At 59.8% G+C, this 24,660-nt stretch carries 26 protein-coding genes; 9 read left to right on the forward strand and 17 right to left on the reverse strand.

Going from position 1 to position 24,660, the window contains the following annotated elements; translation table 11 throughout:
- Positions 1–219 precede the first annotated feature (219 nt).
- The gene (locus MOV61_RS08505) at positions 220–1,617 is read left to right on the forward strand and encodes a Do family serine endopeptidase (protein WP_247136255.1); all 1,398 of its coding nucleotides are present in this window, start codon (positions 220–222) and stop codon (positions 1,615–1,617) included.
- Between the two features lie 187 nt (positions 1,618–1,804).
- On the opposite strand, the gene MOV61_RS08510 is transcribed toward MOV61_RS08505, so the two are convergent.
- Positions 1,805–2,023, reverse strand: coding sequence for a hypothetical protein (locus tag MOV61_RS08510; RefSeq protein ID WP_247136256.1), 219 nt, complete (start codon positions 2,021–2,023; stop codon positions 1,805–1,807).
- Between the two features lie 203 nt (positions 2,024–2,226).
- Here MOV61_RS08510 and MOV61_RS08515 point away from each other — a divergent pair, with 203 nt between their 5' ends.
- A complete protein-coding gene (locus MOV61_RS08515; protein WP_247136257.1) occupies positions 2,227–2,556 on the forward strand; it encodes a hypothetical protein in 330 nt (109 codons plus the stop codon).
- A gap of 86 nt (positions 2,557–2,642) precedes the next feature.
- Here the strand turns inward: MOV61_RS08515 and MOV61_RS08520 are convergent, their stop codons facing one another.
- From MOV61_RS08520 to rocF, 4 genes are all read right to left on the reverse strand, one after another.
- Entirely contained in the window at positions 2,643–3,134 is a 492-nt protein-coding gene (locus MOV61_RS08520) for a DUF4142 domain-containing protein (protein WP_247136258.1), read from the reverse strand.
- Positions 3,135–3,399: 265 nt separating this feature from the next.
- A complete protein-coding gene (locus MOV61_RS08525) occupies positions 3,400–3,603 on the reverse strand; it encodes a cold-shock protein (RefSeq protein ID WP_040125038.1) in 204 nt (67 codons plus the stop codon).
- Positions 3,604–3,719: 116 nt separating this feature from the next.
- On the reverse strand, positions 3,720–4,784 hold the full coding sequence (locus tag MOV61_RS08530; RefSeq protein ID WP_040125036.1) for an ornithine cyclodeaminase: 1,065 nt from the start codon (positions 4,782–4,784) through the stop codon (positions 3,720–3,722).
- Positions 4,784–5,704: an arginase gene (gene rocF, locus MOV61_RS08535; protein ID WP_247136259.1), complete on the reverse strand. Its 921-nt coding sequence runs from the start codon at positions 5,702–5,704 to the stop codon at positions 4,784–4,786. The genes MOV61_RS08530 and rocF overlap by 1 nt, the downstream gene beginning before the upstream one ends.
- A 116-nt stretch (positions 5,705–5,820) precedes the next feature.
- On the opposite strand from rocF, the gene MOV61_RS08540 reads away from it, so the two are divergent.
- Positions 5,821–6,258, forward strand: a complete 438-nt coding sequence (locus tag MOV61_RS08540; RefSeq protein ID WP_247136260.1) for an Lrp/AsnC family transcriptional regulator — start codon at positions 5,821–5,823, stop codon at positions 6,256–6,258.
- Between the two features lie 54 nt (positions 6,259–6,312).
- On the opposite strand, the gene MOV61_RS08545 is transcribed toward MOV61_RS08540, so the two are convergent.
- From MOV61_RS08545 to MOV61_RS08575, 7 genes are all read right to left on the reverse strand, one after another.
- Positions 6,313–7,158, reverse strand: a complete 846-nt coding sequence (locus MOV61_RS08545) for a transporter substrate-binding domain-containing protein (RefSeq protein WP_247136261.1) — start codon at positions 7,156–7,158, stop codon at positions 6,313–6,315.
- A 43-nt stretch (positions 7,159–7,201) separates the two neighbouring features.
- The gene (locus MOV61_RS08550) at positions 7,202–7,984 is read right to left on the reverse strand and encodes an ABC transporter ATP-binding protein (RefSeq protein ID WP_247136262.1); all 783 of its coding nucleotides are present in this window, start codon (positions 7,982–7,984) and stop codon (positions 7,202–7,204) included.
- On the reverse strand, positions 7,981–8,703 hold the full coding sequence (locus tag MOV61_RS08555) for an ABC transporter permease (RefSeq protein WP_247136263.1): 723 nt from the start codon (positions 8,701–8,703) through the stop codon (positions 7,981–7,983). Before MOV61_RS08555 ends, MOV61_RS08550 begins: the two co-directional genes overlap by 4 nt.
- Positions 8,703–9,422 carry an ABC transporter permease gene (locus MOV61_RS08560; protein WP_247136264.1) on the reverse strand — a complete coding sequence of 240 codons (720 nt, stop codon included), beginning with the start codon at positions 9,420–9,422 and terminating at the stop codon, positions 8,703–8,705. The genes MOV61_RS08555 and MOV61_RS08560 overlap by 1 nt, the downstream gene beginning before the upstream one ends.
- A 94-nt stretch (positions 9,423–9,516) precedes the next feature.
- On the reverse strand, positions 9,517–10,362 hold the full coding sequence (locus tag MOV61_RS08565) for a transporter substrate-binding domain-containing protein (protein WP_247136265.1): 846 nt from the start codon (positions 10,360–10,362) through the stop codon (positions 9,517–9,519).
- A 48-nt stretch (positions 10,363–10,410) separates the two neighbouring features.
- A complete protein-coding gene (locus MOV61_RS08570; protein WP_247136266.1) occupies positions 10,411–12,093 on the reverse strand; it encodes a M28 family peptidase in 1,683 nt (560 codons plus the stop codon).
- The gene (locus tag MOV61_RS08575) at positions 12,086–13,510 is read right to left on the reverse strand and encodes a M20 family metallopeptidase (protein ID WP_247136267.1); all 1,425 of its coding nucleotides are present in this window, start codon (positions 13,508–13,510) and stop codon (positions 12,086–12,088) included. The genes MOV61_RS08570 and MOV61_RS08575 overlap by 8 nt, the downstream gene beginning before the upstream one ends.
- Positions 13,511–13,629: 119 nt before the next feature.
- Between MOV61_RS08575 and MOV61_RS08580 the strand changes: the two genes are divergently transcribed.
- Complete coding sequence (locus MOV61_RS08580) at positions 13,630–14,259, forward strand: GntR family transcriptional regulator (RefSeq protein ID WP_247136268.1); 630 nt, start codon at positions 13,630–13,632, stop codon at positions 14,257–14,259.
- 155 nt (positions 14,260–14,414) lie between these two features.
- Here MOV61_RS08580 and MOV61_RS08585 read toward each other — a convergent pair whose 3' ends face one another.
- Genes MOV61_RS08585 through MOV61_RS08600 form a run of 4 tightly spaced genes read right to left on the reverse strand, consistent with a single transcriptional unit; the run spans position 14,415 to position 17,384 of the window.
- The gene (locus MOV61_RS08585) at positions 14,415–15,218 is read right to left on the reverse strand and encodes an ABC transporter ATP-binding protein (protein WP_247136269.1); all 804 of its coding nucleotides are present in this window, start codon (positions 15,216–15,218) and stop codon (positions 14,415–14,417) included.
- Positions 15,212–15,934: an ABC transporter permease gene (locus tag MOV61_RS08590; protein ID WP_247136270.1), complete on the reverse strand. Its 723-nt coding sequence runs from the start codon at positions 15,932–15,934 to the stop codon at positions 15,212–15,214. The genes MOV61_RS08585 and MOV61_RS08590 overlap by 7 nt, the downstream gene beginning before the upstream one ends.
- Positions 15,934–16,659: an ABC transporter permease gene (locus MOV61_RS08595; RefSeq protein ID WP_247136271.1), complete on the reverse strand. Its 726-nt coding sequence runs from the start codon at positions 16,657–16,659 to the stop codon at positions 15,934–15,936. The genes MOV61_RS08590 and MOV61_RS08595 overlap by 1 nt, the downstream gene beginning before the upstream one ends.
- Positions 16,660–16,679: 20 nt before the next feature.
- A complete protein-coding gene (locus tag MOV61_RS08600) occupies positions 16,680–17,384 on the reverse strand; it encodes a GntR family transcriptional regulator (protein WP_247136272.1) in 705 nt (234 codons plus the stop codon).
- Between the two features lie 186 nt (positions 17,385–17,570).
- Between MOV61_RS08600 and speB the strand changes: the two genes are divergently transcribed.
- From speB to ggt, 4 genes are all read left to right on the forward strand, one after another.
- The gene (speB, locus tag MOV61_RS08605; protein WP_247136273.1) at positions 17,571–18,632 is read left to right on the forward strand and encodes an agmatinase; all 1,062 of its coding nucleotides are present in this window, start codon (positions 17,571–17,573) and stop codon (positions 18,630–18,632) included.
- Positions 18,633–18,693: 61 nt separating this feature from the next.
- Positions 18,694–19,527, forward strand: a complete 834-nt coding sequence (locus MOV61_RS08610; protein WP_247136274.1) for a lysine/arginine/ornithine ABC transporter substrate-binding protein — start codon at positions 18,694–18,696, stop codon at positions 19,525–19,527.
- 102 nt (positions 19,528–19,629) lie between these two features.
- On the forward strand, positions 19,630–21,012 hold the full coding sequence (locus MOV61_RS08615) for an aspartate aminotransferase family protein (protein WP_247136275.1): 1,383 nt from the start codon (positions 19,630–19,632) through the stop codon (positions 21,010–21,012).
- An 11-nt stretch (positions 21,013–21,023) separates the two neighbouring features.
- Entirely contained in the window at positions 21,024–22,616 is a 1,593-nt protein-coding gene (gene ggt, locus MOV61_RS08620; RefSeq protein WP_247136276.1) for a gamma-glutamyltransferase, read from the forward strand.
- Between the two features lie 49 nt (positions 22,617–22,665).
- Here the strand turns inward: ggt and MOV61_RS08625 are convergent, their stop codons facing one another.
- Positions 22,666–23,808, reverse strand: coding sequence for a mandelate racemase/muconate lactonizing enzyme family protein (locus tag MOV61_RS08625; RefSeq protein ID WP_247136284.1), 1,143 nt, complete (start codon positions 23,806–23,808; stop codon positions 22,666–22,668).
- 60 nt (positions 23,809–23,868) lie between these two features.
- On the opposite strand from MOV61_RS08625, the gene MOV61_RS08630 reads away from it, so the two are divergent.
- Positions 23,869–24,564 (forward strand): GntR family transcriptional regulator, encoded by a 696-nt coding sequence (locus MOV61_RS08630; protein WP_247136277.1) that lies wholly within the window; start codon positions 23,869–23,871, stop codon positions 24,562–24,564.
- Positions 24,565–24,660 lie beyond the last annotated feature (96 nt).

The following is a 24,660-nucleotide window of genomic DNA, read 5'->3' on the forward strand; positions in this document are numbered from 1 at the left end:
GTGAAGTCGACGGCTCAAATCCGCGATCGGTTCCGAACACTCCGTGTCCGTACCGCCGGTTTGATAAGGCCTTTCGGATCAATACCGGACAGGTTTGAAGCATGGGCCAGCGTTTGGAGCGCGGCAGCTGCGAATTCGATGGTTGAATAATAGCGGAAGCAGTCGGGGAAACTTTAACCGGTTGCGCCATCGAAATTACTGAAACGGGAGTGATAAACCATGTTTGCAGGTTCGAAAAAGCGAATATATGTCAGCATGATTGCTGGCATTCTGATGCTCTCGGCCGCCGGTATTGCTCCGGTCGCAGCGCAGGAAATCCCCAACGACTTCACCGCTATCGTACGCCAGAAGATACCGGCCGTAGTCGCAATCACGACCAGGCAGATTATCGAAGATCAGCCAACGAACGATTTCCTCAGTCCTCTCGATGGCCGCGGCTCCGCACCGGTCCAGCCACAGGTGCGAGAGGCCCTTGGCTCCGGTTTTGTGATCAGCAAGGATGGCTATATCGTCACGAACAACCATGTTGTTGCGGATGCCAATGAAATTCATGTCGTATTCACCGATAAGCGGACTGCGCCCGCCCGGCTCGTCGGTCATGATTCGGCAACCGACATTGCCGTGCTGAAAATAGATCCGCGGCCCGATATGGCGGCGACCGTCTGGGGTGACTCGGACGCCTTGCAGCCGGGTGCCTGGACCATCGCGATCGGCAGCCCCTTCGGGCTCGGGGGAACCGTCACTGTCGGAGTGCTTTCTGCTCGTTCGCGCGACATTCAAGCCGGCCCCTATGATGACTTTCTTCAGACTGACGCCTCGGTCAACCAGGGCAATTCCGGCGGCCCCCTGTTCAATGCGCGGGGCGAAGTGATCGGCGTCAATACCGCCATTGTCTCGCCATCGGGCGGCAGCATCGGCATTGGTTTTGCAGTACCATCCCGCACCGCCCGGCCCGTCGTCGAACAGTTGATCCGGACCGGCCGGATCGAGCGCGGCTTTATCGGGGTGCATCTCCAGGAGGTCACCCCATCGATTGCCCGGGCGCTCGGAATACCGGACAGCAAGGGGGCGTTGGTCGCTTCCGTCGATCCGGGCAGCCCCGCTGGAAAGGCAGACGTACAGTCGGGTGATGTGATCACGCGTTTTAACGACAGGGATATCCAGAGCCCCCGTGACCTGACGCTTGCAGTGACGAACCAAAAGCCCGGGACGACAGCAACACTCGCAAGCAACCGTGGCGGCTCTGCGCAGGAGGTCACGGTAACCATTGGCGAGCGCACCGATGACGAGACACCGACGAGTGCCATTGCGCCAACGCCGGAAGCGGGCGACCAGCTTGGACTATCGCTCGGCCCTATCCCGGAGGAAGCGCTTCAGCAGCTTGGTGTCCCGCCGGGCACCACCGGAGTGTTTGTGCAAGACGTGGCACCTGATAGTCTCGCCGCTGACAACGGTCTTGAGGCCGGCGATGTGATCGTGTCGGCCAACAACCAGAGCGTAACCCAACCATCCGATATCGAAGAGCAGTGGGCGAAGTCCCGTCAGCAGAACAAACCCATACTGTTTCGCATCAGCAGGCAGGGACAATTCCTTTTTGTTGCCGTGGCCCGATCGTAATCTTAAAGGCAAGCCATTTGTCCCCTCTCGGCAAAGCTGTGATAGGCCGGCGCCTCGTTCTGCCAAGGTCTTGACGATGCCGGCGCCAATCCCGCAGCTTCCTCTCGTTACCAGTGTCTGCATTTGTGTGAGAGCCGGCATGACAGATCTCCTGGACGATCAGCCAAAATTGACGGGCGTCTGACGATCAAGGCTCTTCATCATCGATCTCCAACAGATCGACCAGCTCCGCTACCTTTCCGGTTGGCAGTTTTCGTCCTTCGCTCATCAGCGCTTCGTCAGCATTCACCCAAGCCCAGGCTTCGGCCAGATCGCGAACAGAAGCCCCTGTCGCCAGGATATCGGCAACCAAGGTTTCGTCGACGGGTCCGAGAACGGCGATTACGTTTTCAGAAGATAGGTCCATGGAACTGCCTCCTTTCGGCTTCCTCCGGGAAGATAGCGGCCAAAACTGCAGATCAACCGGCTTCCTACGGAATTGTGATCTCCAACGTGAACGGCATCAGGATCAACGTTCGATAGCGACGAGAAGAATGATGCCCGAACGCTTAGTCTGGAACATCCCCGACTCCGATATGTTTTATCGGAAGTGACACAAAGGAGGGACAGATGCTCTCCGTTGAGACAATGGTTTTCGATCGGGCCAAGCGGATATGCGTAATGTGTGCCATCGGGCTTCTGCCGGCATCGGCTTTTGCCCAGGCACCCGCCAAACAGCCGGATCGCTGCCAGGCGCCGGATCGGCAGCAGAACCAGAATATGACGACGACAGAAGACAATTCACGACCGGCAAACAAATCCGGCACAGAAAAATTGTCGGACTGCAATGGCGTATTAAAGCCACCTTCGACGGGCGATAGCGATTTCGTCGAGCCGGCCCCGCCGGTCGGCAATACACCTGTAATCCGGCCGGACGAGGTCCCGCAAAGGCAGCGGTAAGCATGGCTGACTGGAGTTGGCGATGAGTTCCGGCGATAAGAAAGCCGCGTCGGACGTTGCCGACGTGATCCCGAGCAGCCATGCGATCAATGCCCGCTCAGCGAATGGGCAAGTTGGAGGTGCTGTTGCAACGTCGGCAACATTTTCTTTGCAAGTTCCGGCACCGGCCTGCCACCCTCACCGGCCTTTTCCCTGAATTCGGAAATATCTTTCTCGTGGGTCGAGACGATATAGTTCACGAACTCCTTATCGAATTCGGGGCCACTTAGGCTTTGAAGCTTTTCGATCTCGTTTTGCGCCTCGGTCGTTACAATGCCGGTTATCTTTACATCAAGATCCGTGGCGAGAGCCGTAGCATCGTCCTTGGCTCTGCGATGGTCGTCGATTAATGTCTGGGCGAATGAGCGTACACCGTCGCTGCCGCCCTTTTTCGTAGCGAGGTCACCGAGTCTGATTTCGGAATTGTCGGTTTTGATCGCGTCGCTCAGAAATTCCTTATCGCTCTTGGCCATGGCGGCGACCGCCGTCGTACAGCCGATCGCTAATATCAGGCCGGCAAACATGAATTTATATGGCATCGCTGCACCTCATGTTTCTTGACAAGGCACCACGCACCTAAACTCAATTGAGAGAAGAGTTGTTCCGATCCGATTACATCATTGTGGAGGCCTGGCAGCCGGGGCGCTCATCTGGAGGCGACCGGAAAAACGGTCGCGTTCCGATTTGAGTGCCCTGAAGACTATGCAAAGCGACATCGAGGTCACAGTCGCCCGATCCGGCAAGTGGTGAGCACGGTCTTGGAAACAGCGCTAGACGGATTTTAGGATGAGCGCGCGAGCTTGATCAAAGCGCGCTAACGTTTTCGGCTTTTGATTTTCCGGTCTTGCGGTCCTGGCCTATCTCGTAGCTTACCTTTTGTCCCTCTTTCAGAGAACCGCCCCGTTCCAGAGCAGAAACGTGCACAAATACATCCGCCCCTCCGTTCTCCGGAGTGATGAAGCCAAACCCCTTGTCGTCGTTGAAAAATTTGACAGTGCCAGTCGGCATGAGAACTCCTGATCGCTTGCGCGGCCGCTTGCCGCGGCGCAAATCTATAGCGCAATCGCCGAGCGATCAATGGGCGCAGGAGCTCTAAGCCGCAGAACCTGCCAACGCCCGGGAGGTCAGCAGGCGGAGGCGAGAAGCGCCTGGCGCCTAAGCAGCATCCCGAACAGATCGCGCGGCTCGTCCGGATCGGCCAGCAGATCGAGCTGGTTTATGGAAGTCGAGCCGCTCACCCGGTCGCGGACATAGCGGAGCGCGGAAAAATCCTCGATCGCGAAACCGACGCTATCGAACAGCGTGATCTGCTTTTCCGATGAGCGCCCCGGCTTTTCGCCGGTGATGACCTGCCAGAGTTCCGTCACCGGATGGTCGAATGAAAGCTGCTGGATTTCGCCCTCAACCCGTGTCTGTGGCGGAAACTCCACAAATATGTCCGCGCGAAGCAGGACGTCGCGGTGCATCTCCGTTTTCCCGGGGCAGTCGCCGCCGACACCGTTGATATGCACGCCGGGGCCGATCATGTTGTCGGTCAGGATCGTGGCATTGTGCTTGTCGGCGGTCGCGGTGGTGATGATGTCGGCTGTCTCGACGGCCTGCTCGGCGGAGGTACAGGCTTCGATGTCGAAGCCAAATCTCTCGAGATTGCGGCGGCATCGGGCGGTCGCACCGGGATCGATGTCGTAAAGCCGCAGCCTGTCGATACCGAGCAAGGATTTGAAGGCGAGCGCCTGGAACTCGCTCTGGGCGCCGTTGCCGATCAAGGCCATGGTGCGCGCCTCCTTGCGCGCCAGGTACTTTGCCGCGGTCGCCGAGGTGGCGGCGGTGCGCAGCGCCGTCAGGATAGTCATTTCCGATAAAAGCAGGGGATAACCGCTGTCGACATCAGAGAGAACCCCGAAGGCCGTGACCGTCTGGCGGCCGGAGCTCGTGTTTTTCGGGTGGCCGTTGACATATTTGAAGCCGTAGAGCGTTCCGTCGCTGGTCGGCATCAGCTCGATCACGCCGTCCCTCGAATGGGAGGCGACGCGCGGGATCTTGTCAAAACTTTCCCAGCGGCGAAAATCGTCTTCGATGTAACCCGCCAACTCGACCAGAAACCTTTCGACGCCGGTTGCGACGACGAGATCCATCATGTTCTCGACGCTGATGAACGGCACGATGTTCAGGTGGGCGGTTACGGGCATCAAAAACTCCTTGTCGGGCGGTCCATGACCTTGCGGCCCATCAGGCTGGCAGTGAGATCGACCAGCAGCGTTGCGGTGCGACCGCGCTCGTCGAGGAACGGGTTGAGTTCGACCAGGTCCAGGCTGGTGACCAGGCCGCTGTCGTGCAGCATCTCCATAACCAGATGCGCCTCGCGGAAGGTTGCACCGCCTGGAACCGTCGTGCCGACGGCCGGAGCAAACGTGGGTTCAAGAAAGTCGACATCGAGGCTGACATGCAGCAAGCCGTTGGCCGCCGCGACCTTTTCAAGGAAAGCACGCAACAGCGCCGCGACCCCATGCTCGTCGATCACGCGCATGTCGTGAACCGTCACCGCGCTCTGGCGCAGCGCGGCGCGCTCGGCCGGATCGACGCTGCGGATGCCGATCATGCAGACGCGGGCCAGATCGACGGGATGGGAGAGCTTCGGCAGATAACCTTCGAAACCCGGCTGACCAGTGAAGTAAGCGACGGGCACGCCGTGCAGGTTGCCGCTCGTCGTGGTGTCGAGCGTGTGGAAATCAGTGTGCGCATCGAGCCACAGAACGAAGAGCGGCCGATCGGCTTCGGCGGCCCGGCGGGCAAGGCCCGCCACTGTCCCGGCGGAGACGGCGTGATCGCCGCCCAGGAAAATTGGCATGCCTTCGCCGCTTTCGCGATAGGCGAGTTCCGTCAGCAGTTCGATCCAGGCGACAATCTGCGGCAGGCGTCGGATCGCGGCGTTCGGATGCGTGACATCGGACAGTTTCGAAATGCCGACATTGCCGAGGTCGGTCACCTCATGGCCAAGTTCCCTCAGCGCCGTTTCGAGACCGGCGGTCCTGAGCGCGCTTGGGCCCATTTCGCAGCCGAGTTGGACCGCGCCGTCCTGCAGGGGGATGCCAATGAGTTTGCAATGCATGTCTTGATCTCCGTTATGATGATTGGACCACGAAGGCGCGGCAGATTGAACAACTCAATTTGCCAAATTATTCGAATTGGCTTATCAAAATGGTATCTTCGATAGGCGCTTTGAGCATGGACGATTTTGACAGCAAACTTGTGACGTTATTGCGTCACAACGCAAGGCGGAGCATTTCCGACCTTGCGACGGATCTCGGGGCCTCGCGTGCCACCGTTCGTTCGCGCATGGAGAAGCTCGAAAAGGCCGGCGGCATTCTTGGCTACACGGTCATTTTGCGGGCTGACGCTGTCGAACTGCCGGTGCGCGGGATCATGATGGTGGAGATCGAGGGCAGGGCGGCGGACCAGGTCATCAAAGCCCTCGGAGGATTTCCGGAGATTTCGGAAATCCACACGACCAACGGTCGCTGGGATCTGATCGTGGAACTCGGTACCACGACATTGGCCGAGTTCGACACCGTGCTGCGGCGGGTCCGTCTGGTGCCGGGGATTACGGCGACGGAAACCAGCCTCGTGCTCGCGACCCCCCGTAGCACCAAGGCCCGGTTATAGAAAAGGCCGCAGCACCGGACGCCGCGGCCTTCCGATATCCGGATGATTTAAAGATTACTGCGGCGTCATGTCGAAGCCGAACCACTTCGTGGACAGCTTTTTCGTCGTCCCGTCCGCCTTGGCGGCCGCGATCGCCTCGTCGAATTTCTGCTTGAGCGCAGTATCCGCCTTGCGAAGGCCGACCGAGCTGCCGGCGCCGAGGAAACCACCCTGGAAGCGAGGGCCGACGATCGTCATGTCGCTATTGGTCGGCTTCTGCACGGCGGTCATGAGGTAACCCATCGATGCCATGACGAAATCGACACGGCCCGAAATGAGATCGAGATCATGCTGTTCCGTGGTCTTGTACTCGCGAACCTGCACCACGCCCTTCAGGTATTCATCGATGAAGCGCGCGGCGATGGAAGCCGTCTGGACGCCGACCGTCTTGCCCTGCAGCAGAGGCTTCAGCTCTTCGACGGCCTTGCGGGCGCCGGCTTCGTTGGAGGCGAGCGAGAAGAGCTGGTCCTTCATCGGCATTTTTGCCAGAGGGCCGTCCTTTAGTGTGGCGAACGACTGCCCGGTGCTGCCGTAGGACATGGAGAAGTCGATGACTTCCTTGCGTTTTTCGGTGGCCGACATGCCGGCCATGATGGCATCGAACTTGCCGGCATTGAGGGCCGGGATGATGCCGTCGAAGGCTTGAGCGACGAACGTGCACTTGATTTTCATGCGCTCGCAGAGGTTCTTGCCGAGTTCGATGTCGTAGCCGTCCAGTGTGCCATCCGGACGGGTCAGGTTATAGGGCGGGAAGGCGCCCTCCGTGGCGATGACGATTTCCGTTTTGTCCTGCGCCGCAGCGGCCGCCATCAGCGTCACGGCGGTGAAAGCAGCGGCGATGGCCGTCTTGATGAATTTCATCGGTCAGTTCCCTCTCGTTGTTTGGGTAGAATGGTGGAGCGGCTCAGCCGCTGATGAATTTCCGGAAGCGCTCGGATTTCGCGTTGGTGAACATGTCCTGCGGCCGGCCTTCCTCTTCGATGGCGCCCTGGTGCAGGAAGATGACGCGGCTCGAGACATCGCGGGCAAAGCCCATCTCGTGCGTGACGACCAGCATGGTGCGGCCTTCTTCGGCAAGCGCGCGCATGACGCGCAGCACTTCGCCGACGAGTTCCGGGTCGAGCGCCGAGGTCGGCTCGTCGAACAGCATCACCTTCGGCTGCATAGCAAGCGCGCGGGCGATGGCGGCACGTTGCTGCTGGCCGCCGGAAAGATGCGCCGGGTAATGATTGCGCTTGTCGGCAATACCCACCTTGGCCAGCAGAGCTTCCGCCTCTTCCAAGCATTCGGCGCGCGAACGCTTCTGCACGTGTAGCGGCGCCTCCATGACGTTTTCGAGCACGGTCTTGTGGGACCAGAGATTGAAGCTCTGGAACACCATGCCGAGTTCGGAACGGATACGCTCCACCTGCCGGCGGTCGGCAATGCGGCTCTTGCCGGAGCCGGTCGGCTTCATGCGGATGGTTTCGCCGGCAACGGTGATTTCGCCGGCATCGGGCCTCTCCAGCATATTGATGCAGCGGAGCATGGTCGACTTGCCGGAACCGGAGGAGCCGAGGATCGAGACGACCTCGCCCTCGCGCGCCTCCATGTCGATGCCCTTCAGCACTTCGACCGGACCGAAACTCTTGCGAAGCCCGCGCAGGGTGATGGCCGCCGGTGCGGGTGGATTGGTCGAAGGCGTCATCTAGCGGCTCCCGTGGATGTGCTGGGCAAGGCCGCAGGCTGGCGCAGGTGCGGGCTCAGTTGATACTCGGCGAGGGCGACAAGCCGGGTGAGGATGAAGTTGATGGCGAGATAGATGGCACCGGCGACGACGAAGACTTCGATCGCCCGATAGGTCTCGGAAATCAGCTTGGCCGCGACGCCGGTCACTTCCATGATGGTGATGATCGAGGCAAGCGACGTCGCCTTCACCATCGAGATCATCTCGTTGGAGTAACCGGGCAGGGCCTGGCGGATTGCGAGCGGCAGGGCAATGCGCCGGAAGGTCATGAAACGGGACATGCCGCAGGCGCGCGCCGCTTCGATCTGACCGAACGGGACCGAGAGCAGCCCGCCGCGGATGATCTCGGCGGAATAGGCGGCGGTGTTCAGCATCAGGGCAATGACGGCGCACCAATAGGGGTCGCGCAGCACCACCCAGAATATACTCTGGCGGACCTCGCGAAACTGACCAAGGCCGTAATAGATCAGGAAGATCTGGACGAGCAGCGGTGTTCCGCGGAAGACGAAGATATAGGCCCTCGCGAACCAGTCGAGCGGCAGGATGCCGGACAGCCGGCAGAGCGCCAGGCCGAGGGCCAGGAACGCGCCGAGTACGATCGCGCTTGCGGCAAGCTGCAGCGTCAGCGGCACCGCGGCAACGAGGCTCAGGAAGGTCTCGTAGAGAAACGGCAGATCCATCAACTCCTCCTGACGCCGCGCGTGAAGCGCTTTTCGCTGAGTTGCAGGAAACCTCCGGAAATCGTCGAGATAGCCAGGTAGATGGCAGCGGCGATGACGTAGAAATCGAAGGGCAGGCCGGTGGAGCCGGCGCCGATCTGCGACTGCCGAAGGAGTTCGACAACACCCGTGACCGAAACCAGCGCGGACTCCTTCAGCACGACCTGCCAGACATTGCCCATGCCGGGAATTGCGTGGCGGAGCGTCAGCGGCGCCAGGATCCTGCGAAACCGCAGGGAGCGCGACATGCCGCAGGCGATCGCCGCCTCCAGCTCGCCGGAATGCACCGCCCGATAGGCGCCGCGAAAGACCTCCGTCTGCTGTGCGCCGGAAGTGATGCCGACGGCGAGCGCACCGGCCAGGAAGCCCGGAAAACCAATGAAGCCTTCAGTGCCGAACAACCTGCCGATCGCGGTCACGGCAGCGCTGCCGCCGAAATAGAAGAGATAGATGACCAGAAGATCGGGAATGCCGCGCAGAACCGTGGTGTAGAAACCCGCGATCCCGCGCGTCACCGGTCCGCCTGAGACCTTCGCCCAGGCACCGAAAACGCCGATCACGCCACCGATTGCGAAACCGGTGATGGCGATCAGGACCGTCATGACGGTGGCTGCGGCAAGCGCCATGCCCCAGCCGTTCGGGCCGGTTCCGATCAGATCCAGTATTGTCGGCTGGTTCATGGAGACCTCATCCACATGGAGGTTTGTTCGTGTCCAGATCCCGGCGTCACGGCACGAGGACGCTATTTGCGCACCTCGCGCCGGGTCCGCCGGGTCAGAACGATGGCGTCAGGTCCAGCTTGCTCCACTTTTCGGAGAGCTTTTTGATGACGCCGTCCGCAGCCGCCGACTTGATGGCCGTGTCGAACTTCTCCTTCAGATCGGTCTCGCCCTTGCGCATGCCCATGGCGACTTCCGTCGCCAGCATGGCACCCTTCATCAGCGGTCCGACCATTGTCAGATCCTCGTTCCCAGGTTTGGCAAGTGCGGTAGTGCCGTAGACGCCGCTGTCGAAACCGGCGTCGATGCGCCCGGCCTTGAGGTCGAGATCTCGCTCGCCGGAGTTCTTGTAGGTGCGGACGGTGACGCTTTTACCGAAATAGGCGTTGATCAGCTGCTCCTGGCTTGTCGATTGCACGACGCCGATCGTCTTGCCCGACAGGACGTCTCCGATCGTCTTCATGATGGGGTCGGCCTTGTCCTTGTCGTTGAGGTTCAGCCGTTCGCCGGTCATCGGCAGCTTGCTGACCGGGCTGTCCTTCAGCGTGATGAAGGTCGCCACGCCGCTCGCATAAGGCACCGTGAAATCAACGACTTCCTTTCGCTTTTCATTGATGCCGAGCGTCATGATAAGGTCGAACTTGCCGGCGTTGACGCTGGGGATCATGGCACTCCACTCACCGGCGATCAGCTCGCACTCCACCTTGGCGCGCTGGCACAGGTCGTTGATGAGGTCGATATCGAGGCCGGTCAGGTTCCCCTTGGAATCCAGCGCGTTCCATGGGGGGAAGGCACCTTCGATGCCGACCTTCACATGCGTCCAATCCTTGGCTTCTGCGCTAGGCAGCATGACGGTGAGAGTGGCGGCCAGCGCGGCCGCCCAGAGTTTCCCGGTCTTCATGTCGTGTTCCCTTATTTATTCGTTGCGTTGGAGAGGACGGTTGGGATGTCATATTCCGTCGAGGGCAAGCACCGTGCAGGCCTGTTTCAAGACGGAGCGAATGCGGTTGCGCGTCTGGCGCGCATGAACCGCGAAGAAAGGGGTATCGGCATGCCCTTGCGGCAAGGCGGCCAGTTCGCGAAGCCCTGATAGTGACGGCCAGGCCGGATGCGGAAGCGCATTGTCGTGATGGAAACGGTCACCGAACGTGTAGTTCAATGGAACGAGTAGGCGGGAGGCTTGCCGAAGGCGGTCGTTGATGATCTCGGCGCGAACCGGATCGACTTCCTGCTGCGCGACACCGTTGATCGCTTCGGCACACTGGCGCAGTTCATCCACCACCGACGTCAGGGCATTCAGATCTATCCGTCCCGCCAGATCCGCGGCCACGCCGCCGAGTTCATGTTTGAGCGAGGCTGCGTAGGCGGTGTAGTCGAGCGGCAGAACGCGGGCATCGAGCAGTTCACCGAGCACACGCAACACGATCTCGGTGTCGCGCTGAAGATTGGCCGAATCGATATGCTCTTCCGTATCGTGCGGCGTGTGCCACCACCACCCGAGCGCCGTCAGCATCTTCACCGGCCCTGGCGGCTGATGGCTGAGGCTGCCGAACATCGAGGGAATGCCGACGCCCCAGAAGGACTGGTCGGCAGCGCGCCCGTGACGAAGGCCGCGATGCACCTGGCCGGTCACCGTTTCGACCGCCCTTGCCGCGACCGCCTTCAATTCGTCGATGACGGCCGAGTTCGTCAGGATGTCGGCGCCTGCACCGCCGGTGGAATCGACATTCACATGCGCAACGCAACGCTGTTCGAGCTCGTCCCAATATTCGTCCGCATACCAGGCGGACCCGGAATAACGGCCGTGGGAATGGCCGGACCAGAAGCAGATGCGCAGGCCCCGCTGCCAGCTCTCACGTCGCTCGGCCAGGAGACGCGCGGCCTCCAGCATCGTGGCGTTGGCTCCGCCATTGTCCATCACGCCGTAGTGCCAGGTATCGTGATGGCCGGAAAACAGGACGAAAGGTGCATCCGGCCGATTATCCGGGAAAAGCTCCGCAACCAGGATGGGCGTCTTGCGCCAGCCCGTATCGACCTCCGTCGTCAGGCGGGCAACAGGCGCCCTGCCGGCGCGGCAGGCCTGACGGAGCCGCTCGCCATCGTCGCGGGAGATCGTGCAGATCGCCGTCTTTGGCAGCTGCGTGCGCGTATGTTGTGAGGGGCTGCCCCAGACGGGCGACACGCACATTTCGTAGAGGTGTTCGTTGGGGCTGACGTGGAGCTGCCCGATCGCGCCGCGGGCACTTGCAAGGGCCGCGACGTCTTCGGTCGCAATGCCATCGACAAGGATGATGCGCCCCTTGACGTCGATGCCCTCGAAATCGGCTTCGGTGCCTTCTGCGACATAGATGACTTGAGCCGAGATGCCTTCTCCAGGCGTCGAGGCCGACATGGAATGGGTAATGCAGCGGATGGCGTCGCCATCGATTTCGACAGCCGCCTTGCCCGGCAGGCTAATATAGGCATCGTGCGAGAGAAGCTGCGTCCGATAGCCGTAGGAGGCTATCTGCCTTTCCAGATATCGAAAGCTCTCCAGCTCTTCCGCCGTGCCCGAAAGTTTCACCCGTTTGCCAAACTCGTGGATGTGGCCCATCAGGATCTGGCGGTCGGGCTGGAGTTGCGCCTCAGACATCCCGCTTCTCCCGAATGTCTGGCTGGACGTCATCGGGGATCGGATTGACGAAGGGAGTGCCTTCGAGCCGTGCCGCAAAATCGGCTTTCGCTTCCGCGATCAGTTCCGGCTTCAGGATGAGGTCGACCGCGGTCGACGCCATTACCTTGGCCGCATGCGTCATGCCCTTGTGCGCGGCGGGCAGCTTGCCTTGCGCGACGAGCTGCCAGGAATGCCCGGGCGTGCCGATCGCATAGGTGGCGCCGCGCATCTGGACGGTCGGCACGACCCAGCTCACTGTCCCGACATCGGTGGAGCCGACGAGCGTTCCGTCGCCGCTTTCCGGCGGGAAGATGACATCGCAGAGGGACACGCCCTTGCGGACCTTCAACCCGAACCGTCCGAAGGACGTAGCGATATCGGCCTGACTGAAGGTTTCCTGGAATTTTGCGGCGGTCGCCTTGTCCGCCTCGTCGAAAGGCGGCAGGCCGACGCGCTCGATGTGGTTGTGCATCAGCGCTTCGAGTGGCGTATTGCCGACCAGGTTCGCATCGCCACTGACGATCTGGCTGCGCACGGAGGTACCGGTCATCAGGGCCGCGCCGGCCGCTACGTCCTTCACTCGGGCCACGAGTTCCAGAAGTTCCGGAAGTGTGCGCGACCGGACGAGATAACGTACCGAGGCCTTCGCCTGCACGACGTTCGGCGCGTGGCCGCCGGTGTCGGTAATGGCATAGTGGATCCGCGCCGTAGACGGCATATGCTCGCGCAGATAATTGACGCCGACATTCATCAGCTCGACTGCGTCGAGTGCGCTGCGTCCCAGATGCGGCGACGCCGCCGCGTGCGACGCACGGCCGGAGAAGTGGAAATTGAGTTCGTTGCAGGCGAGCGAGATCGGATTGTTGACGCCGACGAATGCGGCCGGGTGCCAGGAAATGGCAATGTCGACATCGTCAAAAACGCCGGCACGGACCATGAAGCCCTTTGAGGAGCCGCCCTCTTCGGCCGGGCAGCCATAATAGCGAACGCGGCCCGGAAGATTGTTCGCCTTGAGGTAATCCTTGACGGCGGCGGCCGCCAGCATGGAGCCGGAACCGAGAAGGTTATGCCCGCAGCCATGGCCATGGCCGCCCTCGACCACCGCCTTTTCCTCGGCAAGGCCCGCGACCTGGCTGAGGCCGGGCAGGGCGTCATATTCGCCGAGAATGGCGATGACCGGACCGCCTTCGCCGGCCTCGCCCATCACGGCCGTTGGGATGTTCGCGACGTTGCGCATGACCCTGAAGTCCTCGGCTTCCAGCAGTTCGGCATGCGCCGCGGAGGAGCGGAACTCTTCGTAATTGGTCTCCGGAACTTCCCAGATATAGTCGCTAAGCTCGGCAAACCGGGGTGCCTTGCCGTCAACGATCTCCCAGACGTTGTCGAGATTTTTCATTTTGCCTACACATTTCATCCAAAATTGGTACCAATTTATGGGAAGATTCCTCTTTCGGCAAATGAAATTTGTGGCTAGTGATTAGGCAAATCGCCTCCCGGCCGCTTGAGGTCAAACGGATGAACACCCTGCTCGACGAACCCATCGCAGACGGCGAACCAGATGCCACCCAGCTTATCCTTACGGATATCCAGTCCGGAATACTTCAGCCGGGCACATGGCTGAAGCAGGTCGATCTCGAAACGCGCTACGGGCGCGGGCGCAACGAGATCCGCCGCGCGCTCGATCGCTTGGCGCAGAAGCGTGTCGTCGAGCACGTGCCGAACCGCGGCTATCACGTTTACAAGGCTGACGGAAAACAAGCCGAGGACATTGCCGAGATTCGCATCCTACTGGAAACCGGGGTGGTCCCCAAAGCTGTGGCCGCGGCGACGGCCGACGATATCAGCAACTTGCGCGTCCTGGCCGAGCGGTTCGAAAACCTTATCCTGCACGGCACCGTGCTGGAGCAATATGAAGCCAACTTGAATTTCCATCGTGCCTTCGTCCAGCTGTCCGGTAACGACGAACTGGATGGGATCATTGCGGAACTTCGCCAGCGCACGTCTTCCGCTCCGGTTTCCCAGTGGAAGACGCGGGCGCGAATAGAGCAATCGGCTCGGGAACATCACGAGATGGTCGATCTTCTGGAGGCGGGCAACACCAGTAAGCTGAAGGCGCTGATTGAAAGGCACATCCGACAGAGATAAAGGTGTTCGGTAGATCCTACACTGCGCCGGCGTCGGGGGACCTTCATCCGCGTTGAAAGGATGCGGCGCAACTTCTGAGCAAGCGGATGCGATCCGGCCCTCAAACCGCGCGACATCAGAGAGCTCGGCCTTCAGCCGCCGCGTGTTTTTGCTCGCTATTGCCGGACGCTTGCAAGAAACTGCTGAAATCTCGGTGACTTCGGAGACTGAAAAAGCTCCGCGGGAGAGCCTTCCTCTTCCACGGCTCCCTTGTGAAGAAAAACAACTTTATTCGAGACGTCGCGGGCGAACGCCATTTCATGGGTGACGACCAGCATCGTTCGTCCCTCCTCGGCCAGCGATCGCATGACCTTGAGGACCTCTCCGACCAGCTCCGGATCAAGCGCCGACGTCGGCTCGTCAAACAGCATAACCTTCGGGCGCTGGGCAAGTGCGCGGGCAATTGCAGCACGCTGCTGTTGCCCGCCGGAGAGATGCGATGGATAAAAATGCCGTTTGTCGGCGATACCAACCCGGGCAAGCAGGGCCTCAGCCTCTTCGATACATTCGGCACGACTGCGCCTCTGCACATGGACCGGCGCTTCGATCACGTTTTCCAGGATCGTCATGTGAGACCAGAGATTGAAGTTCTGGAATACCATGCCGACATGCTGGCGGATGCGATCGACCTGGCGGCGATCGGCAGGTTCTGCTTTGCGGCGCCCTTTTTTCATAAGATATGCTTCCCCGGCGATCGAGATTTCGCCGCTATCGGGCACCTCCAGCATATTGATGCAGCGGAGCATCGTCGACTTGCCCGATCCTGACGACCCCAGAATGGAAATGACATCGCCCTCGCGCGCCTCCAGGGAAACGCCCTTCAGCACTTCCAGCGGGCCGAAACATTTGTGCAGGTTTTTTACCGAAACCGTCGGCGTCTTCGTGTTCTCGGCAGCCAAATTTATCCCTCTGCTCAGCATGCAGTTTCCCTAGGTGTCGGAGGCAATGGCGGAAGGCGCAAATGCGGCGAAAGCCAGCATTCCAGGCCGACGAGGATGCGCGTTAGCACGAAATTGATCAGCAGATAGATGGCGCTCGCGACAATGAACACTTCGAACGCTCGGAAACTATCGGCGATCAGCTTTCCCGCCAGGCCGGTGATTTCCATGATCGTGATAACCGATGCGAGAGCCGTCGCCTTTACCATCAGGACGATCTCGTTGCCGTAGGCCGGCAGCGCCTGGCGCAATGCGATCGGGAAAATGATCCGTCGAAACAGGAGAGCGCCGGACATGCCGCACGCGCGGGCGGCTTCCACCTGCTGCGCTGACACCGATTGAAGCGCACCGCGGAAAATTTCGCCCGAATAGGCGGCCGTATTCAGGGTCAAGGCTATGACGGCGCACCAGTAGGGTTCCCGAAATATCGTCCATATACCGAGCGCCTGCAGGGACGGCCGGAATTGCCCCAAGCCGTAGTAGATGAGAAACATCTGAACGAGCAGCGGAGAGCCGCGAAACACGAACACGTAGGCGCTGGCGATTGTGCGCCCGGCCGTTCCACCCAAAACGGACGTCAACGCAATCGAAACGGCAAGAAGTGTCCCGGCGGTGATGGATATGGCGGCCATGCTCAAGGTCAGGGGGAGACCGCCCATCAAGGTTTGGAACGTCTGCGCGAGGAAGTCGAAATCCATCACAATGCCCTCCGAATTCCGCGCAAGCTTCGCGTCTCCAGCCGACGAAAAAGAATGGAGGAGATCCAGGTGATGACGAGATAGAGAACGATGGCGGTGAGGTAGAACTCGAAGGGCTTGCGGGTGGAGCCGGCAGCGATCTGCGACTGACGCAGGATTTCAACGAGGCCGGTGACGGATATCAGCGCAGATTCTTTCAGCACCAGCTGCCACGTGTTGCCAAGACCTGGCACGGCGTAGCGAAGGACGAGAGGGGCAATGATCCTGCGGAACTTCAGCCATGGTCGCATGCCTATCGCGGTGGCGGCTTCGAGTTCTCCACGCGACACGGACTGATAGGCGCCACGCAAGACCTCCGCCTGATAGGCAGCGGAAACGACGCCGAGCGCGATCGTTCCGGTCAAAAACGCGGGCATGCCGATATAACCGTCATATCCGACTATTCCCCCCAAATGACCGAGGATGGCGCTGCCGCCGAAATAAAAGAGATAAATGACGAGAAGATCCGGCACGCCGCGCAAAACGGTCGTGTAACAGTCGCCCGCCCAGCGCACCGCGAGATATCGGGACAGCTTCATGGCAGCAACAAGCGAGCCGATCATGGTGCCTGCCAGAAAACCGCACACCGAAACGGCGACCGTCATAAGCAATGCGGTCAGCAACAGGCTGCCCCAGCCGCCCTGACCAAAACTCACAAGTACCAAGTACTTCTCGATGGCTTCCATAGACTTTCCCGTGCGGCGTCTCAGCCCGAACCGACAGCGCGTCGGTGATGCCAAATACGTTCGAGTTTCGACATGTTCTTCAGCGAGCTCTGCACATGAGCGCTCGCCGCCTTGGCGGCTTCCTCGGGATCGCGAGCCAATATTGCGTCGGCGATCGCTTTGTGCTCGTCAAAGTCTGTGTGCTCCAGATCGACCCAAAGGACCTCCAGCCAAAGGGCAAGGCGCAGCTGCTGGTAGATCTGATCCGTTGCACGTACCAACGCATCGTTCTTTGTTGCTTCGGCGATGACGCGGTGGATATGAAGGCCGAGCTGCAGGTTTTGCGCGGCGTCCGATGGCGTTCGGTTGTCGGAAACCTTCAGGACCGCCATCTGTTCGATGACGTCACGAAGGCGCGCGAGATCCTCGTCCGTCGCCTTCTCGCATGCGAGCTTCGCGGCGCAGACGTCGAGCGCCTCGCGTACGACGAGGAGATTGCAGAAACCCGTAATATCAAGATCGGTGACCGTATAACCGAGGTTTCGCTGCCCGACGACCAGCCCCTCTTCCTCGAGCTTCATCAACGCCTCCCGCAGAGGCGTGCGGCTCACGCCGAAACGTTTTGCGAGATTGTTTTCCGATAGGCGTTCCGATGGCCGAAGTTGGCCGTTCAGGATCAGATCCTTCAGCTGGCTGTAGGTCGCTTCGCGCAACGAAACCTTTGGCTCTTTGTTTGTCGCAGACACCGAATCCCTCTCAATGCTTCCATCGCTCTCACACAAATAGCGTCAAACTTGATTTGTCATGCTCGTCGTTTGGCCACTTGCATCTTTTTATGGAATACGATTATGTATACAACATTGCGCACATCAATCAATCGCTTTTGCGAGATTGTTTTTCATTGCGTGATCTGAGCGTGGTCAGGAGGTCGGATGATAGAAATTCTCGAGCTTGACGAATTGCGGGCCCGATACTCGGCGGCATCCGGTGGCGACATCTTCGATCCGGATTTCAGTAGGGTGGCAAAGCTCGTTTTCGGGGATGGCGACAGCCGTCAGGCGCCCTATTGTGGAGTGCCGTCGCTGTTGAAAGCGCCTTATCGACCTGACGCCGCGCCCGCTTTTGCTGGGATCGACGTCGCACTCCTTGGTATTCCCATGGATCTCGGCGTGACCAACCGGAGCGGAGCCCGGTTTGGGCCGCGTGCTGTGCGCAATGTCGATCGGGTGGGCCCCTATGAACATGTCCTTCGCGCAGTTCCGACAGCGCAAGTGCGGGTCGCCGATGTCGGCGACGTGCCATTCCGAAGCCGGTTCGATCTGGCTTCGTCGCATGACGATATCGAGAGTTTCGTAGCAGCCATCGTTGCGGCCGGTGTCGTGCCACTGTCAGTTGGTGGTGATCATTCAATCGGGCTGCCCATCCTGCGCGCGATCGGAAAGGATCGCCCCGTCGGCATGATCCATATCGACGCGCATTGCGATACCGGCGGATCATTCGAAGGCTGCAAGTTCCACCACGGCGGGCCTTTCCGGCAGGCGGTGCTGGACGGCGTTCTCGATCCGAAACGCACGATTCAGATCGGCATCCGGGGTAACTCCGAGTATCTCTGGGAATTCTCGTTTGCGTCAGGAATGACGGTGATCCATGCGGAAGAGGTAGACGAGCTTGGCCTGCAAGCAGTCATCCGCAAAGCGCGCGACGTCGTGGGGGATGGACCAGTCTATGTCAGCTTCGACGTCGATTCGCTGGATCCGGCTTTCGCGCCAGGGACCGGCACACCGGAGGTCGGGGGTCTCTCCTCCGCGCAGGCGCTGGGCCTCCTGCGCGGTCTGAGAGGTCTTGATATCGTCGGCGGCGATGTTGTCGAAATTGCCCCGGAATACGATCCGACAACGAATACCGCACAGGTCGCAGCGCAGGTTCTCTTCGAACTCCTGTGCCTGTCGGCAGAGGCGTTTACGGCTCGCACGTCAGGAAAGGAAAATATCTGACGGGCAGATTTGGTTGCAACCGCTCCATTCAAAACGGGCACAAGAAAAAGGGGAATGAACAATGAAAAAGACCATTATAGCAATCATCGCCACCACGCTGGCGGCTGGCGCTGCCTACGCACAATCGAAGCCAACGGAAATCAAGATCGCCACGGAAGGTGCCTACGAGCCGTGGAATTTCACGGGACCAGACGGCAAGCTCCAGGGGTTTGAAATCGATCTCGCAACCGATCTCTGCGGCCGCATGAAAGTCAAATGCACGATCGTAGCGCAGGATTGGGATGGCCTGATCCCCTCGCTGAACGCCAAGAAATTCGATGCAATCATGGCGTCGATGATCGTCACCCCGAAACGCCTGGAGGTGATTGCCTTCAGCAAGCCTTATGCTTCAACGGCTGCGGCTTTCATGGTGCAGAAGGACGGACCGTTGGCAAACCTGCCGGGCACCGGCACGGTCGTGGACCTGAATGGTGACAGCGCAACGCTTGATGCGGCATTGAAGCCGCTTGAGGGCGCCCTCAAAGGCAGCAATGTCGGCGCGCAGGTATCGACCGCAAATGTCGCCTTTCTCGATAAGTATTTCAAAGGCACCCTGAAAACACGCGAATACAAGACGACCGAGCAGCACGATCTCGATCTGCAGGCCGGTCGCATCGATGCCGTCGTCGCCCAGAAGACGGCTCTGATGGCGACGCTCTCGAAAGCCGATTTCAAGGACTACAAGATTGCCGGCCCGACATTCACCGGCGGCGTCTTCGGCCAGGGCATCGCCGCAGGATTGCGCAAGGACGATACTGCCCTGAAGGCGATGTTCGATGCTGCGATCGAGGCAGCCAAGGCCGACGGAACGATCGACAAGCTCGCCAAGAAATGGATCAAGACCAGCGTCGATTGATGCTTGGATCTGGAAAGCGAATGGACCCGGCAGGCGCGGAGCGCGCTTGCCGGTTCCCAACAAAACAGGCGCATCTGCGCTCGATAAATTAGGAGACACCAAGTGACGGTTTTGCCAAACTCCCTGGAAGCGCGCGATGCGGCCTTTGTATTGCACCCCTATACGAACGCATCGCAGCATCTGAAAGACGGGCCGCTGTTGATCGCGAAAGGCGACGGTGTCCACGTCATCGATAGTGATGGCAACCGCTACATCGAGGCCTTGGGCGGGCTCTTTTGTGCGTCGCTCGGATTCAGCGAGACGCGCCTCGTGGAAGCGGCATACCGGCAGATGCAGGAATTGCCTTTTTACCACAGCTTTGGCGGCAAGTCGCACGAGACCGCAATCGAATTGGCCGAGCGGCTGATCAAACTCGCGCCTGTTCCGATGTCGAAGGTGTTCTTTGCCAATTCGGGATCGGAAGCAAACGACACGGCGATGAAGCTGGTTTGGTACTATCACAACGCCATCGGCAAGCCCGAGAAGAAGAAGATCATCTCGCGGATGAGAGCCTATCACGGTGTGACGATCGCCTCGGCAAGCCTGACGGGACTTGCGAACAATCATCGAGACTTCGACCTGCCAATCGACAGGGTCCTCCATACCGATTGCCCGGAATTCTATCGTTATGGGCTTGAAGGCGAGAGCGAGGAAGAGTTTGCAACACGATGCGCAGAATCGCTTGAGCGTCTCATTCTCCAGGAAGGACCGGAGACGATCGGGGCATTTTTTGCCGAGCCGCTGATGGCGTCGGGTGGATGCATCGTCCCGCCGGCGACCTACTATGAAAAAGTCCAGGCAATCCTGCACCGCTACGACATTTTGCTGATCGCCGACGAAGTCATCTGCGGCTTTGGCCGCCTGGGGACGATGTTCGGATCGGAAAGCTTCGGCATGCGGCCTGACATGATCACCATGGCAAAGCAGCTTTCTGCCGCCTATCAGCCGATCTCGGCAATCATGATCAACGACAAGGTCCATCAGTCGATCGTCGCGGAAAGCGAAAAGATCGGCACGTTCGGTCACGGCTTCACCTATAGTGGCCATCCAGTGGCCACCGCCGTCGCGCTGGAAACACTGAAAATCTACGAGGAGCGTGACATCCTTGGACATGTTCAGTCCGTTGCGCCGTTATTTCAGGAGCGTCTGCGTGACCTAGGCGAGCATCCGCTTGTCGGCAACGCACGCGGCCGCGGCATGATCGGGACGCTCGAACTTGTCCGCAACAAGGCGACTCGGGAAGCGTTCAAGCCGACCGATGGCGTCGCGATCCAGGCCGGAAAACGCGCCCAGGCGCATGGCGTAATCACGCGTGCGCTTGGCGACAACTTTTCTTTTTGCCCGCCGCTGATCATGACGGAGACCGAAATCAACGAGATGTTCGATCGGTCTCAAGTTGCCATCGATGAGACTTACGGCTGGGCGAAAACGTGCGGCCTGATTTGAAGGGATCCATCATGCGGAATTTTGAAAAACCGGGACGGTCGGTCGCCATCGGCCGTAATGGAATGGCTGCGACCTCACATCCGATGGCGACGCTTGCAGCGCTTGAGATCCTGAAGGCGGGAGGCGCCGCGATCGATGCGGCCGTTGGGGCTTGCGCTGTCCAATGCGTCGTCGAAGCGGGTTCAACCGGCGTCGGCGGCGATTGCTTCGCTCTCCTGAGCACCAACGGCGGGGCTGACGTGGTCGCCTTCAACGGATCGGGGCGAACGCCCGCGGCCGCTGATCTGTCCTGGTACCAGAGTCAGGGGATCCGGACGATCGAACGATTTTCGCCGCACGCCGTGACCGTGCCCGGCGCCGTCGACGCCTGGACTCGCCTCGTTGCGGATCATGGTCGGATGCCGATGGAAGACGTGTTGTCGCAGGCAATATCGTTTGCACGCGAGGGTTATGGAATAACGTCCCGCGTCGCCGCCGACATCTCGCACCAGGAGGAATTGCTGAAGCGCGATCCGTCTTGTCGGCGCATATTCCTCGTTGACGGCAAGGCCCCCGATGTCGGCGCGGTCCAATATCAGCCAGAGCTGGCCGGCACGCTTGAGGCCATAGGGCGCGAGGGCCGCGATGCCTTTTATCGTGGCGGCATCGCCGAAGAGATGGTTTCTCATCTTGCCGCGCATGGCGGCCTTCACACGACCGACGATTTCGCCACCGCGGGCGGCGAGTATGTCAAGCCGATCAGCGCCAGCTATCGCGGTTGGGATGTCCATGAATGTCCACCCAACGGTCAAGGCATCATCGCACTCCTGATCCTGAAGATACTGGAGCGCTTCGCACCGGCCGGAGATCCGCTCGATCCTGAAAACCTCATCGTGGAGGTCGAAGCGACGAGACTGGCTTATGCGGCACGCGACAGATGGGTCGCAGATGCTTCCACATCTGAAACTCCTGTCGACTTTCTCATGTCCGATGCGCTTGCCGATGAACTTGCTGCAAAGATTGACCGTAAGGCCCCAGTAGATGCCAAGGCCATCCTCGGCGGTGTCGAACACTCCGACACGGTCTACATCTCAGTCGTCGACAAAGATCGCAATGCCGCGAGTTTCATCAATTCGATATTCCACCCCTACGGAAGCGGCCTGATGGCGCCGAAGTCGGGCGTGCTTTTCCATAACAGGGGTCAAAGTTTCACGCTCGAAGAGGGCCATCCCAATGCCATTGCACCCCGCAAGCGGCCGATGCACACGATCATCCCCGGCATGGTGACGAAGGGCGGGCGAACGATGATGTCCTTTGGCGTCATGGGCGGCCATTACCAGGCGATGGGGCATGCCCAATTCCTCTCCAAGTTGATCGACTACGGTCTCGACATCCAGAGCGCCATCGATCTCCCACGCCTCTTCCCGCTGCCGGGAACGGCAACGGTCGAGATGGAAGAAAGCCTTCGCCAGTCTGCCGGCGACTATTTCACGGCCAGGGGCTTCAAAGTGCAGCCGCCGAACTGGGCAATCGGCGGCGCCCAGGCCATATGGATCGATTGGGAACACGGAACGCTTCACGGCGCGTCGGATCATCGCAAGGACGGTTGCGCCTTGGGATATTGATCGCGGTGGGACCTCAGCCATGGATTGGCTGACGCGCCGCTGATGAGCGTCAAGCGAGGTATGGCAAACGAGGGTTTGTCGGGGCCGCACCAAGTTCCGATCGGTCGAGGCGCTTCGGGCGAGACCAATCCTTGCGGGCCGCTTCGCTGAGAACAAGTCCATGGCCCGGACGGTTTGGTGCGAATGCAAAACCGTCCTTGATCTCGACAGGCTGCTCCACCAGGTGATCGAAATTCTGGAACGAATATTCGAGCCATTCGACTTCCGGAAGTGCGACAGCCATGTGCACTCCGACTTCCAGGAACGTATTGCCCAGGCTGATCGGGACGCCAAGCTCGGCCGCAAGCCAACCGATCCGCATGACGTCTGTCACCTGGCCATGGACGTTCAGCAGATCGGTCCCGAAATTTTCCATAAGGATCCGTTTTCCCGTTGCGTCGAGATATTCTCCACTGTTGATCTGCGTCCAGTTGACCGCGTGACGGAGTGTCCGGAGCCCCTCGAAGTCATGGCGCAGAATTGGGTCTTCAACCCATAACAGATCATGGCCGGCGTCGCGGATCGCCGTAAGCTTCACCAGGGCTTCCTTCGAATTCCAGGCCTCGTTGGGATCGATCATGATATGTGAACCGGCAGGCACGACTTCCTTCAACAAATCGAGACGACGCATATCCCGTTTGAAGTCCGGATGGCCCACCTTGATCTTGAATGCCGTGTATCCCAGGCTCGCGGCATGTGAGAACAGCGCGCAGAACGCTTCGTCGCCGAGGTGAAAGTCGAGACCGCTGGCATAGGCGCGAACACGGTCACGACGGCTGCCGAGCAGCGTGTGGAGCGGTAATCCGACTTCCTTGGCGGCGAGGTCCCACGATGCGACCTGCAGCGCCTCGTGAAATGGCAGCGAAAAGGCGCGCTGGTTGCCGCCCCGCGGGCGATGTACGCGATGGACCAGCGCGATAGCTTCCTGGCCCGCGATGCCGGGCCAAACCTCGTTTGCAAAAACCGCCTCGATCTCGGCTTGATCCGGGAGGGGATGAAAGAGAGTCTGGATAAAGCCCAGCCCGATCTTTCCGCTTTCGCCCACAAGTTCGAGAGCAGCGACGTTGACATCGTCGGCTCGGACCTGACTGTCTCCGATTACCCTGTCGCGGGCGAACTGAAATCGGGTTATACGGAATTCTGATAGGGGCATAACAGCGCTCTCTGATCGTTTTAATTTGGCAACTGATCTATCAATGGTATTATCGGACGTATGAAAAAATCGCAAGCGCGTAAGGGAAGATCAACCGACGTCGAATCCGCCGCGCCGCGCCTCAGCGACGTCGCCTATGAGCGGATCCTCGAGAGTCTGTTCGAACGAAAGGTTCCTGTGGGCGCATTCATCTCCCAGAGCGAGCTTTCGGAAATCGTCGGCGTGCCGGTCGCGCCGCTCCGCGACGCCCTACGAATGCTTGAGGCCGAAGGCATTCTGACGATCCATCCGCGCTCCGGAATCCAGTTCGTTCGACCGGGTCTCGACCTGACGCGTGCGACATATCAGTTCCGCTCGATCATCGAGAGGTCGGCCGTGCGAGTCTTTGCCGAACAGGCCGAAGAGGAGTTGATGAACAGTCTGGAAGTCCGCCATTCCAGGCTTATGCGTAAACTGGAGAGAGATGGACTTACCGTCGATCATCTCGCGGAGATGGATCTCCTCGAGCTCGAGCTTCACGGCCAGATCGTCGCGGCACTGCGTAATCCGCTGATCGATACGGCCTATCGTAGAATGCACAACTACCTGCGTTTGCTGCGATTGGAACGGAAGGTCACGCCTCCGATCCTCATTAGGACATTGAAGGAGCATCTGGATATTCTGGAGGCATGTTCCACCAGGGATGCCGATGCCGCAGAGAAGGCGCTTCAGGCGCATTTCCAGGCAGCGATTCATCGAAATATGGGACTGGTTTGACCGGAACCGCGCGTCCAGTCGTCTTGGCCTTGCCGAGCCTTCGAAAGATTGCTATCTCTATCTGATCGATCAGATTTGCAATCTGATATGTGGGAG

The sequence above is a fragment of the Neorhizobium sp. BETTINA12A genome (genome assembly GCF_023006485.1).
Lineage (GTDB): Bacteria > Pseudomonadota > Alphaproteobacteria > Rhizobiales > Rhizobiaceae > Neorhizobium.

Excerpts from the sequence above, each read along its gene's own strand:
- MOV61_RS08505 (WP_247136255.1), top strand. The coding sequence starts at position 220 with ATGTTTGCAGGTTCGAAAAAGCGAATATATGTCAGCATGATTGCTGGC.
- MOV61_RS08510 (WP_247136256.1), bottom strand. The coding sequence starts at position 2,023 with ATGGACCTATCTTCTGAAAACGTAATCGCCGTTCTCGGACCCGTCGAC.
- MOV61_RS08515 (WP_247136257.1), top strand. The coding sequence starts at position 2,227 with ATGCTCTCCGTTGAGACAATGGTTTTCGATCGGGCCAAGCGGATATGC.
- MOV61_RS08520 (WP_247136258.1), bottom strand. The coding sequence starts at position 3,134 with ATGCCATATAAATTCATGTTTGCCGGCCTGATATTAGCGATCGGCTGT.
- MOV61_RS08525 (WP_040125038.1), bottom strand. The coding sequence starts at position 3,603 with ATGCCGACTGGCACTGTCAAATTTTTCAACGACGACAAGGGGTTTGGC.
- MOV61_RS08530 (WP_040125036.1), bottom strand. The coding sequence starts at position 4,784 with ATGCCCGTAACCGCCCACCTGAACATCGTGCCGTTCATCAGCGTCGAG.
- rocF (WP_247136259.1), bottom strand. The coding sequence starts at position 5,704 with ATGCATTGCAAACTCATTGGCATCCCCCTGCAGGACGGCGCGGTCCAA.
- MOV61_RS08540 (WP_247136260.1), top strand. The coding sequence starts at position 5,821 with ATGGACGATTTTGACAGCAAACTTGTGACGTTATTGCGTCACAACGCA.
- MOV61_RS08545 (WP_247136261.1), bottom strand. The coding sequence starts at position 7,158 with ATGAAATTCATCAAGACGGCCATCGCCGCTGCTTTCACCGCCGTGACG.
- MOV61_RS08550 (WP_247136262.1), bottom strand. The coding sequence starts at position 7,984 with ATGACGCCTTCGACCAATCCACCCGCACCGGCGGCCATCACCCTGCGC.
- MOV61_RS08555 (WP_247136263.1), bottom strand. The coding sequence starts at position 8,703 with ATGGATCTGCCGTTTCTCTACGAGACCTTCCTGAGCCTCGTTGCCGCG.
- MOV61_RS08560 (WP_247136264.1), bottom strand. The coding sequence starts at position 9,422 with ATGAACCAGCCGACAATACTGGATCTGATCGGAACCGGCCCGAACGGC.
- MOV61_RS08565 (WP_247136265.1), bottom strand. The coding sequence starts at position 10,362 with ATGAAGACCGGGAAACTCTGGGCGGCCGCGCTGGCCGCCACTCTCACC.
- MOV61_RS08570 (WP_247136266.1), bottom strand. The coding sequence starts at position 12,093 with ATGTCTGAGGCGCAACTCCAGCCCGACCGCCAGATCCTGATGGGCCAC.
- MOV61_RS08575 (WP_247136267.1), bottom strand. The coding sequence starts at position 13,510 with ATGAAAAATCTCGACAACGTCTGGGAGATCGTTGACGGCAAGGCACCC.
- MOV61_RS08580 (WP_247136268.1), top strand. The coding sequence starts at position 13,630 with ATGAACACCCTGCTCGACGAACCCATCGCAGACGGCGAACCAGATGCC.
- MOV61_RS08585 (WP_247136269.1), bottom strand. The coding sequence starts at position 15,218 with ATGCTGAGCAGAGGGATAAATTTGGCTGCCGAGAACACGAAGACGCCG.
- MOV61_RS08590 (WP_247136270.1), bottom strand. The coding sequence starts at position 15,934 with ATGGATTTCGACTTCCTCGCGCAGACGTTCCAAACCTTGATGGGCGGT.
- MOV61_RS08595 (WP_247136271.1), bottom strand. The coding sequence starts at position 16,659 with ATGGAAGCCATCGAGAAGTACTTGGTACTTGTGAGTTTTGGTCAGGGC.
- speB (WP_247136273.1), top strand. The coding sequence starts at position 17,571 with ATGATAGAAATTCTCGAGCTTGACGAATTGCGGGCCCGATACTCGGCG.
- MOV61_RS08610 (WP_247136274.1), top strand. The coding sequence starts at position 18,694 with ATGAAAAAGACCATTATAGCAATCATCGCCACCACGCTGGCGGCTGGC.
- ggt (WP_247136276.1), top strand. The coding sequence starts at position 21,024 with ATGCGGAATTTTGAAAAACCGGGACGGTCGGTCGCCATCGGCCGTAAT.
- MOV61_RS08625 (WP_247136284.1), bottom strand. The coding sequence starts at position 23,808 with ATGCCCCTATCAGAATTCCGTATAACCCGATTTCAGTTCGCCCGCGAC.
- MOV61_RS08630 (WP_247136277.1), top strand. The coding sequence starts at position 23,869 with ATGAAAAAATCGCAAGCGCGTAAGGGAAGATCAACCGACGTCGAATCC.